Raw genomic sequence first — 8,794 nt, 5'->3', positions numbered from 1 at the left:
TTGGGGGAATTGTTATTTTTAATCAAACTGCTTTTTACCATTTCTGACAAATGGCAATTTAAGCACACGCACTTCTACTTCTTTACCACGCATAATCACCTTTGCGTGCTCGCCTGTAAAGTCAGCAGGTACACGGGCAATGGCAATGGATTGATTTAGACTTGGGGAGAATACGCCACTGGTGGTAATGCCGTTGCCACTATCGGTAACGACTTCCATGCCCGCACGCAGTACACCGCCTTTGGCAAGTAATAGACCGACTTGACGGACTTTGACACCGTCATTTTTTAGGGCGACAAGGGCGGATTTACCGACAAAATCACGGTTTTCATCTTTTAAATCCACCGTCCACGCCATGCCCGCTTCAAGGGGGCTGACATCATCGTCCATGTCGTTGCCGTATAGGTTCATGCCTGCTTCCATTCTTAGGGTGTCTCTTGCCCCAAGTCCGCATGGTTGTACGCCTGCCTTGATAAGCTCATCAAAAAACCCAACCGCTTGCCCTGCTGGCATGACCACTTCCACGCCGTCTTCGCCTGTGTAGCCTGTGCGAGCGACAAACCAATCACCGCCCAAGTCCACACCGACAAAGGGTTTTAGGGCGTTTACTTTCTCCGCCCATTCAGGCTTGACGGTAAGGAGCTTGGCAATCGCATTTCGCCCTTGTACGGCAAGCATGGCGACATCATAACGGGGGGCGAGCGTTACGCCAAAGTCATTACCAATTTTGGCAAAGTGAGCAGAGTCTTTTTCACGGGTTGCCCCGTTTGAGACGATGCGATAAGCGGTCTCGTCTTCGTTCATGCGATAGACGATTAGGTCGTCGATGACGCCGCCGTTGTCGTTTAGCATACCAGAATATAAAGCCTTGCCGACAAAGGGTAATTTGGCGGCATCGTTGGCGAGCAGTTTTTGTAAAAAGGCTTTGGCGTTATCGCCCGTTACGTCTGTAACCAGCATGTGCGAGACATCAAACATACCTGCGTCTGTCCGCACGGCGTTGTGTTCGTCAATTTGTGAGCCATAATTGACAGGCAGTTCCCAACCGCCAAAATCCACAAGTTTGCCACCTGCGGCGATGTGAGCATCAAATAGGGGGGTGCGTTGAGTCATGAGTGTGTTTCCTTATTTATAAAATTAACCGATGTAAATTAACTTTTGGGATTAAGATGCTAATCACAAAAGTTAATTTACCCAGTAACTTCAAAATGCCTGTAAAATCCATTCTATTCATGCGATAAAATGGATTTCAACACACCCCATCTGTCCTGATACCTGAGATTTTCGTAATTAAAATTACTTCTTCCCTTCGGTGTTGCCACTTAAAAAAATGGCAAGCTCTCCAGAGTGGTTAGCTTGTCTTTAGATAGATAAACTAAGTTTTTCAGTCCTTTTACCTGAGCGATTATAGGGGTTTTAAGATTGCTTTTGCAATTTTCAACATTACGCCTTCGGTGATTATGCGCTGATGCTTGCGATAAGCTGCGATAATTCTCTCCTGAAAAACACCCTTATTATGAAAAATAATGCTACAATTTACAAGTAAATTTTTGGCTTTTTTGTAAAATAATGCCGTAAAAGCCAAAATCGATGAATTTTTTTAATTATATCAAGACGTGAGTGACGTTATGCATTGTGATGTTTATAAATTTGCAAAAAATGAAGACTGGTACGTTTATATTGCTCGCCCAGATTATCCTAATGACACCGATGAGATCAAGGATTGGTTGGGTGTGCTGCCTGCCGATATTCGTAAGAAATTGGGCTTGGGTACCTTTGTCATGCATTTGGATCTTGGCACTCGTGATAAGTTAGCCCGAGCTGACATTAATGAAGTCAAAGCAAAGCTTGCTGAGCAGGGCTATTATGTCCAAGCACCGCCTGCCGATATTTTGGCAGCGCAAGCCATGGCAAAAGCCAAAGCACTTCAAGATAAAAAATACGATTAATATCAATTGGTTGCAATAATTTTCGTGGCAGGATTATGGGCAGGTAAGGCATCTGTTTTGTGGTGATTTTGTTAGCTATTGCTGTTAGAAGATAATTTTTTGGCAAAATTGTGGTAAAATACCGGTAATTTTTTAAGAAGTTATTTGTATGGAATGGATTAAAAACCTGCCTTTAGACTCAATCAGCGAGAACTTGGCGACATTTTTGATTTGGTGGGCGAAGCTCGTTGATGGTGTGCCTGATGCGCAGCTACCTTTGTTAGTTTATGTCATTGCATCCTTGATTGTATTGTTGCTTTGGGTGTTGGTTGCGCGTATTTTGCCGCGTGGCATTCGCGGCATTAGCCTAGCATTCGTGGCGGCGGTGTTGTTGGCGCCTGGTAGTGCAGAAGGTGAGTCGGGTGCGCTTGCTCCTGCGATTGTGGGTGTATTCCATGCATTATTAATGAAAGATTTTGGAGGTATGGTGTCAGCCAGCTTGCCGATTCTTGCAACCTTTGCAGCATTTTTGGTGATTGGTGCGATTTGGCAGATGCTGCGCAGTGTCATCGAAAGTGACGCCGCCAAAAAAGAAGAAATGGCACGCATCGAAGCTCAAAAAAAGCTCGTGGCTGACTCTGAGCAGATGAATTAATTTATGAATGCATGAAAAAGCCGCAATGTCGGCTTTTTTATTTGTGATGCATCTATAAATATTCAGCTGTAGAGCATATTTAGCTTGAAAATTTTAAATTTTTATGTATAATATGCGCCTTGTGACTTTTATTTAAACTCACATCTCCTTGCTATCATCATAAGATGGTGGCTGTTTTAATCCGTAGGGAGTCCTTATGAGACATTATGAAGTGGTGCTACTGGTTCATCCAGATCAAAGCAACCAAGTTGCCGACATGGTAACTAAATACCGCACACTAGTAGAAGAAAATGGTGGTTCTAACCATCGTCTAGAAGACTGGGGCCGCCGCCAATTGGCTTACCCAATCAACAAAATCCACAAAGCACACTACGTGCTACTGAACATCGAATGTGATGAAGCAACTCTAGCACAGCTAGAAGAGCTATTCAAATACAACGATGCGATCATCCGTAGCCTAGTTATCCGCCGTGACAGCGCCATCACTGAACAATCGCCACTAGCGAAAGAAGCAGAAGACAAGCGCACTCGCAAAGCCAACCGTCGTAACGACGTTCGCACTACTGAAAGTGAGAACGACGCTGCTGACAGCGAATAATTTAAGGAGATAACTCATGGCACGTTTCTATCGTCGTCGTAAATTCTGCCGTTTCACTGCTGAAGGCATCACTCACATCGATTTCAAAGATGTAGAACTTCTAAAGCAATACATCAGCGAAAATGGCAAAATCGTTCCTAGTCGTATCACTGGTACTTCTAACAAATACCAACGTCAGCTAGCTGTTGCTATCAAACAAGCTCGTTACTTGGCACTACTGCCATACACCGACAACCACAAGTAATTAACGGAGAAAAATCATGCAAGTTATTCTATTACAGCGTGTCGTTAATCTTGGTAAACTTGGCGAGACTGTTGAAGTAAAAGCGGGTTACGGTCGTAACTACCTAATCCCACAAGGCAAAGCACTACCTGCAAACGAAGCGAACATCGCTAAATTCGAAGCGCGTCGTGCAGAGCTAGAAGCTCAAGAAGCTAAAGAGCTACAAGAAGCTCAAAAACGTGCTGACGCTCTAGCAGACGTTAACGTTATCATGCGCGCTAAGTCTGGCGACGAAGGTAAGCTATTCGGCTCTATCGGTACTCGCGACATCGCAGACGCATTGACTAAGTCTGGTCTGGAAGTTGACCGCGTTGAAGTCAAACTACCTGAAGGTCCATTCCGTCAAGTGGGTGAGTACAAAGTTACCATCCAACTTCATCACGACATCTCTGCAGAGATCTTGGTTACCATCCTATCTGAAGACGCACCAGCTGCTGAAGAAGATGACGAATAATCATTGATTGCTAAAAACCCCGAGATTCTCGGGGTTTTTTATTGGTCGCTAAACTAACTTTAGGTATCATGTTTGGGTTGTGATGGATTAGAACTGTCGAATATTTAAAAGCATTTAAACCTTAAGGTAGAGCCTAAATGCCACAATACAACCTTGGCTTTTATTCTATCGTAAGCGAATCTTGCAAAGGTTCTACCGCTTTCTCTGAGAATTCCAAATCTTCTAAACTATTTAGGCTTTCTGATTCATCTACAACCTCTAATCTTTCCGATTCTTTTGGAATTTCTAATTCTTCTAGATCACTCGAATTCTGCTCGGCAGGTACTAAGCTGTCTTTTGGTGTTGCAGGTTTATTAGCATTAGGTCTGGGTGTATTAATCTCTTCGTGTAAAATCTTGCGCAGTTGCAGGATGGTTTTTGGGTTCTCGTGAATATTGTGCCTGCCTGTGATGATGGTCTCGCTATTTGAATTCTCAAGATGTGAGCTGGTATAAGGCACGATACCATCTGACAGATCGCCTGTGCGTACAGCAGAGCCATCGTTCGATGCCAGACCTTGATGATCACCAACGATGGTGTGATAACGAACGCCATCTTTGATATTGATATCGGCGGTTAATTCAACAAAGGCAGAGCGATCAGAGAGCTGATCAGCACCGTTTTGTAGATATAGTAATCCTAGTAGGTTATTTTCGATATTATCTTCTACGCCGATGTTTGTGATGGTTTCGGTGACGCTTTTGGTTAGATTTAGCGGCAAGCGAATCACGCGGCGTGCTGCACGGGTAAACCATCTGTCGGCATAATCCGTTCCGCGAAATGGCGCTGAGATAAATACAGCAGTGCCGATCTGCGGCAGCGATCTTAGTGTGAATCTCTCGCTTAACTCATCATTATAGGTCTTTGTGAGGAGTCTGGAGGCAGCAAGATTTTGCTCGTGGCTCATCGCTGATTCATCGGTTGCGGTTGCAGCTTTAACGGTATCTTCGATGATTTCGCTACCAGATGGCTCTCCATCTTCTAAAGTGCTGAGTTTTGGCAAGAGCTCATCATCGGATAGCAGCATTCTTGAGATAACACCGCCCATGCTGTGCCCAATCAATATCGCGTTCTGGCTGGCGGGGTTGGCACCCGTTGGATCGGTGCCGTTAAAGCTTTGATTGATCAGCTTATGAATTTGATAGCGGTTTTCGAGGATGGGTAAGTTCGTCGCATAAAAAACCTGCCATACTTGATAATTATCACGCAGAATGGGATCTGCAAGCAGATTGTTGGTTAAGTTCACCCAAGTAGTAGGACTGGAGGCGAGCCCGTGAATCATGATGATGACTTTTTGATTTGGGTTGTATGGTGATAGCATGAACAGCTCAGGCATCGTCGCGCTGTCTTTTTTGGCGATCATGTTCAATAAGCTGGCACGTTGTAGGTTATTCTCTGACAGCCACGTGGCATAGGTGGAGGAGAAACTGGCAGAAAGTGGATAGCTTTTACCTAGGATGTTCACTTCCTTGGCGGTATAAGGATCAAAAAAATACGCATCAAATTCATCAGTGAGCAAGACTTCCTTTAGCGTATTGCCCTTTGGGGTGATGATGGCGGTCAGTAGCAGATGACCCATCGGATGAATGCGTGATTTGATGTCGTCATTATTTGCGTCCGCATTGGCGGTTAGGGTACTTATTGTCGGCGCGCTGTATCGATCTTGTAGTGAGCCGACAAAACCAACGCCAAGACCTGAGCGCGTACTATTTACTTGTAGATCCGCCAAGCGATAATCATAAATCGAGATAAGATCGGACAGGGCGCCGACTTTGGAGTTCTGTAGGTCGTGCAGCTCTTGGTGCTCTTTGGCGATGTTTAGGTTGAGAGTTTGGGTGCCACCGTCTCTGCTTTGGGTGGTGAGTGAGGAGATGTTAATTTGATTGAATGCTGAATTGAGCTGATTTTTAGTTTGTTGATCGGCGTCGCCAAAAGCACCATCTTGTTGTTTATAAACTTCTTGGATGAGCGCGTTTACTGAGACGTGATAAAGGTCTTGAGCGCGTATGTCACTGTCCGTGATGATGGGTTTTTGACTATTCTGGTTGGTCAGGCTATCAAAGAATAAATAGCCATAGCTAAAAGCGATGGTCTTGTACAATGCATCACGATAACCTTCAAGGCAATCTTTGCGCGATTTGATTTGAGCCTGCCTGGTCTCTTCGTCGATGGGTGCATTGGCATAATAATCATCGATGGGCGGTCGATTTAAGGTAGGCTTGCATTCCATTTTTTCGGCCAAATGCAATGCCTGTGTGTAGTGTAATTCTGCCAACAGCACCAAGCCTTCACGATCAAATTGATCACCAAAGAAAGCTGAGCCTAAGTCATTCAAACAAGCATCAAAGTCCGCCATGCAGCTGTCTTGAGTCAGACCAGAAGCCAATAAAATAGAATTGGATAAATTACTCACCCTAGGCGTGGTGGTGATGTTATTACGCGTGGTCTCAATGACGCGCGCCTGTATCTGCTTTGGCGGCGTAAGGCTCGCGCATCCCGCCAAAAGAAGGGTGCTTAGGGTAAGGGCTGAAGCTGATTTGGTGAATTGCTTTTTCATAAATTTAATAAAAAACCGATTGGTCGGTTTGTGTTTTTGTAAAATAAAATTCGTCTTCGGTATGATACCCAAAGACGGATTGGTGTGTAAAGTATTATTTGCTGCTACACGTTTATTCTTGGCTGACTGACTTGATGTTCAGCGGTGTTTTGTTGTTAGAGCGCCAAATATAATAGCCACCTTCCTCGATGATGCGTAATTGCTCAGCGATTTGCGCGTTGTCGGGGTGCTGCGTTTGTAGTTGTCTTAGGCGGTTTAGTGCGCCTTCTTTGTTATCGGTCAGCAGATCTGATTGGGCAAGGCTTTGCTCAGCTTCGGTATAGCCTAATGCTGCTGCCTTTTCTAGGTATTTTTTGCCTTCATTAAAGCCACCCGCTTCACTGATCATCATACCAAGTAGGAAGTTGGCTTCAGGGTGCTCTGGGTTTAGGCGCAGGGCTTTTTGCATGTGGTTTGATGCGCGAACCGAGTATTCTGTACCGACGTTTAGGTTGCGGGCGATGCCGTTAAGCTTGGCTGCACGCAATACTACATCAAAAGAAGCGTCAGGCGCGCTGGCATAAGGCTCGATCCAATCAGCCAAGTGCTTCACATTCTGAGTGGCTAGATATTCAGCGGTTGGGTTTGGGAAGCTTGGCGGATAATGGCGCGCATTCGGCGATACCACGGTGATGAATTCATCCATGAGTGTGGTGTCTAGCAGAATCGTGCCTGCTTTATTGGCAGGGGTGTGCACGGTTGGCACATTCTCAACATCGCTTACCGATACAGCAGGTGTCGGCAGACCTTTGACAGGTGATGTCAACAGGTCAGCGGCGTTATTATTGATGATCGTGGTTGTGATCTCGCTGCGCATCTTTGGGCTTTGAGGGGTGCTGGTACCAGCGGTCAATTGCTCAACGGTTGGCGCATCTTCTGATGTAGCTTGCGCTTCGGTTTTGGCTGGTGTTGCTTTTTTTGCCGGCTTTTTGGCGGTTTTGGTGGTTTTTGCTTTGGTGTTTTTGGCTTGGGCATGAGCCTGTACACTGCCAAAACCTAACAAAGTCAGACTTAGAGCCAGAACGGTAAGTTTTTTCATGTTGATGTCCTTAATAAACGCTAAATAAGAAATTTTGCCAATCATAACAGATTTATCTTAATAAGTTCATAAATTTTTCACAGTTTTTGGTGGCAAAATGTTGCTTGGTTGTAACTTTAAATATGATCTGCCATGTTGGTCGATGGTTATAATGGTAAATTGTTATTGCTTGGGGTCATGGTGTTTTGGTATTTTTTAAGTTTCTTGTATAAGAAAATTCCAAAGATGGCATTTAGAACGCCTGTGATCAAGAACAGCTGCGGTAGGCTTAGTTTTAACATTGTCAAAATGATGATCGAAAATACCGCTGAACCCACCATGAAGATGGCGTTAAAAATGTTATTCGCGCCAACGACACGCGAACGATGGCTGACCGGTGCATAAGCTTGCATGAATGCATACATGGGGACGATATACACGCCACCAGCAAAGCCCAAAAAGAACAAATCAGCAAACACGCGCCAAGTGCCATCCATGTCCATTAGCGCACTGATGCCGTAAGGGGTGCTTGGTGCTTGAATGGTGATGCTTGATAATGACAGATATAGATCGATGGCAAATACGCTAAGACCTAGAATACCGATGGGTAGCAGCTTTAGGCTGACTTGGTTTTTGGTTAGGGTTTTGCATAGCAGTGAACCGAATGCTGTGCCCACCGAGAACAGCGTGAGCAATAAGATAACCACTGACTCACCGCCATGAAGGATGACTTTGCTAAATTCAGGCGTCTGGGTTAAGAAGGTCGCACCATAAAACCAAAACCAACTATTACCAATAATCACAAAGAACAGCAAGGGCAAGCTGTATAAATATTTAATAATATCAAAGCTGGTACTAAAGATATTCCAATTAATCGCTAAGTCTTTGGCTTGCGGGGTAGTCTTGGGTAGGTGTCGTGAGGCGATGTAACCAAGGATTGCCACAAAGAGTGTCGATACGATGAGCCATAAGGTTGAATGATCAAGCTGCGTTAGCACGCCGGCCGCCATCATACCGGTTAAGATGGCAAGGCTGGTACCGGTTTGGAATAAGCCATTGGCGCCGACCAGCTCATCTTTGTGCATGGCTTCTGGCAGATAGCCGTATTTGATGGGCCCAAAAAAAGTCGATTGTGTTCCCATCAGGAATAACGCCACGAATAACAACCAATAAAGCTCAAACCAAAACCCAATCGCCGCCAACGTCATGATGCAGATTTCTAG

9 protein-coding genes and 2 riboswitches are annotated in these 8,794 nt (G+C 45.0%); of the genes, 5 read left to right on the top strand and 4 right to left on the bottom strand.

Translation table 11 applies throughout. The annotated features are described in order from the left end of the window. Positions 1-18 precede the first annotated feature (18 nt). Positions 19-1,113 (bottom strand): glycine cleavage system aminomethyltransferase GcvT, encoded by a 1,095-nt coding sequence (gcvT, locus tag GY683_RS04655; protein ID WP_297287636.1) that lies wholly within the window; start codon positions 1,111-1,113, stop codon positions 19-21. Positions 1,114-1,253: 140 nt separating this feature from the next. Continuing rightward, positions 1,254-1,356: riboswitch (glycine riboswitch) on the bottom strand. Between the two features lie 19 nt (positions 1,357-1,375). Next, a riboswitch (glycine riboswitch) is annotated at positions 1,376-1,511 on the bottom strand. A gap of 117 nt (positions 1,512-1,628) precedes the next feature. Here gcvT and GY683_RS04650 point away from each other — a divergent pair. The 5 genes from GY683_RS04650 to rplI all read left to right on the top strand — a co-directional run bounded on the left by GY683_RS04650 (position 1,629) and on the right by rplI (position 3,918). Next, on the top strand, positions 1,629-1,949 hold the full coding sequence (locus tag GY683_RS04650; protein WP_297287637.1) for a YcgL domain-containing protein: 321 nt from the start codon (positions 1,629-1,631) through the stop codon (positions 1,947-1,949). A gap of 148 nt (positions 1,950-2,097) precedes the next feature. After that, positions 2,098-2,583, top strand: coding sequence for a hypothetical protein (locus GY683_RS04645; protein WP_297287635.1), 486 nt, complete (start codon positions 2,098-2,100; stop codon positions 2,581-2,583). Between the two features lie 196 nt (positions 2,584-2,779). After that, positions 2,780-3,181, top strand: coding sequence for a 30S ribosomal protein S6 (gene rpsF, locus GY683_RS04640; protein WP_297287634.1), 402 nt, complete (start codon positions 2,780-2,782; stop codon positions 3,179-3,181). A 16-nt stretch (positions 3,182-3,197) separates the two neighbouring features. Then, positions 3,198-3,425 carry a 30S ribosomal protein S18 gene (gene rpsR / locus GY683_RS04635; protein WP_036362032.1) on the top strand — a complete coding sequence of 76 codons (228 nt, stop codon included), beginning with the start codon at positions 3,198-3,200 and terminating at the stop codon, positions 3,423-3,425. Positions 3,426-3,441: 16 nt separating this feature from the next. Next, complete coding sequence (rplI, locus tag GY683_RS04630) at positions 3,442-3,918, top strand: 50S ribosomal protein L9 (protein ID WP_046698015.1); 477 nt, start codon at positions 3,442-3,444, stop codon at positions 3,916-3,918. 160 nt (positions 3,919-4,078) lie between these two features. Here rplI and GY683_RS04625 read toward each other — a convergent pair whose 3' ends face one another. The 3 genes from GY683_RS04625 to GY683_RS04615 all read right to left on the bottom strand — a co-directional run. Then, positions 4,079-6,514, bottom strand: coding sequence for an alpha/beta hydrolase (locus GY683_RS04625; RefSeq protein ID WP_297287633.1), 2,436 nt, complete (start codon positions 6,512-6,514; stop codon positions 4,079-4,081). A 112-nt stretch (positions 6,515-6,626) separates the two neighbouring features. After that, a complete protein-coding gene (locus tag GY683_RS04620; RefSeq protein ID WP_297287632.1) occupies positions 6,627-7,592 on the bottom strand; it encodes a hypothetical protein in 966 nt (321 codons plus the stop codon). A 146-nt stretch (positions 7,593-7,738) separates the two neighbouring features. Next, positions 7,739-8,794: MFS transporter (locus GY683_RS04615; protein WP_297287631.1), on the bottom strand; the 1,056-nt coding region annotated here is incomplete at its 5' end.

This window comes from Moraxella sp., assembly GCF_024227015.1.
Lineage (GTDB): Bacteria > Pseudomonadota > Gammaproteobacteria > Pseudomonadales > Moraxellaceae > Moraxella.
Note: the sequence above shows the minus strand (reverse complement) of the source record. Positions and strands in the feature narration are given on the sequence as shown.